2 protein-coding genes are annotated in these 1,549 nt (G+C 64.6%); one reads left to right on the forward strand and one right to left on the reverse strand.

Annotated elements, in window-relative coordinates; genetic code table 11:
- Positions 1-46 precede the first annotated feature (46 nt).
- Positions 47-1,261 (reverse strand): transposase, encoded by a 1,215-nt coding sequence (locus MJ783_RS21840; protein ID WP_239313425.1) that lies wholly within the window; start codon positions 1,259-1,261, stop codon positions 47-49.
- 21 nt (positions 1,262-1,282) lie between these two features.
- Between MJ783_RS21840 and tnpA the strand changes: the two genes are divergently transcribed.
- Positions 1,283-1,549 (forward strand): IS200/IS605 family transposase (gene tnpA, locus MJ783_RS21845; protein ID WP_239313428.1); only part of this gene is annotated, 267 nt, incomplete at its 3' end.

Below are 1,549 nucleotides of genomic sequence, written 5' to 3' on the forward strand. Positions count from 1 at the left end.
GTTGACGTCCTCCCGCCCTGAAGGACGGGGATTCCTACCGTGCGGTTCATGCCGCACCTCGGTGGGTTCCTGCTTCACTGCCGACTGCCGGCACGGGTGCCGGTCTCACATCGACTCCACAGGCGTTTACCGTCTCCACCCGCCCGGCGGCGACGATGCGCTGTCCCTCGAACAGGATGTTCCGGGCCGCATTCAAATCACGATCATGTGTGGTGTTACAGGCCGGGCACGTCCACGTCCGGACCGCCAGTGGCTTCGGACCATCTTTCACTCCGCAGGCTGAGCAGAGTTGTGACGACGGGAAGAACCGGCCTACCCGCACCACGCTTCGACCACGCCGCGCGGCCTTCTCCTCCAGCAGGCCGACCAGTTTCGACCAGCCAGCGTCGTGGACCGCCCGCGCGAGTTTCGTTCGGGCGAGACCGGACACCGCAAGATCCTCAACGTAGATCGCTTGGTTGTCGCGAACAAGTCGAGCGGCGAGCTTGTGGTGATGGTCTCGGCGGGTCTCTCGGACCTTCCGGTGCAATACCGCCACACGGCGGACCGCTTTCGCCCGGTTCGCCGAGCCTTTCTTCTTCCTGGCCAGTGCCCGTTGAGCCCTGCTCAGGCGGCGCCAAGCGGTGCGCAGGTGGCGTGGATTGGCCACGATCTCGCCGGTCGACACGGTTGCCAGCCGTTCGAGACCCAGATCGATCCCCGCCTCGCTCGACGTTGGCGCATAGGGCTCGTCGGTGACATCGACAACGAACGACACGTAGTACCGGCCGTCCGCTTCCCGGATCACCGTGGCCGATGATGGGACCGATGGTAACGGCCGCGACCATTCAAGCCGAACATTACCGATCTTCGCTAGCTGCACGCCCCGCGCAGTGACACCGAAGCCGTTGCGGGTAAGCCGGATCGACTGCCGGTTGTCCTTCCGAGACCGGAACCGGGGGCGCCCGACCCGGCGGCCCTTCCGCTTGCCTGACAGCGAGTCGAACCAGTTCCGACATGCCTTCCGCGCATCCTGCGATGCCTGCACCAGAACGACCGACGAGACGTGACCGAGCCATTCCCGTTCGGGAGTTTTCTTCGCCAGCGTGATGACCCGGCGCTGTACCTCGGTGTCGGAGATCTTCTCGCCTGCCGCGTGCGTCTCATCACGTAGCCGGATTGCGTCGTTGTAGACGACCCGGGCGCATCCGAACGCCCGCGCCAATGCCTGCACCTGCGCTGGGGCCGGGTAGGCGCGGTAGCGGTATCGGACGGTCGACACGCCACCAAGCATACTTGGTCTATGGACATCTCCGATGACTATCGGCGCGGTAGACACGTGGTTTCCGCGCTTCACATTCACTTGGTCTTCGTGACGAAGTACCGGCGTGGGGTGTTCGACGCGGCGATGCTCAACACCTGCGAGCAGACCATGCGCGACGTGTGCGCCGACTTCAGCGCCCGCCTCGTCGAGTTCAACGGGGAGGACGACCACGTACACCTGCTGGTCGAATATCCGCCCAAAATCGCCGTGTCCACGCTCGTGAACAGCCTCAAGGGTGTGTCCGCG

Origin of the sequence: Protofrankia sp. Cj3 (assembly GCF_917627355.1) — a bacterium.
Taxonomy (GTDB): domain Bacteria; phylum Actinomycetota; class Actinomycetes; order Frankiales; family Frankiaceae; genus Protofrankia.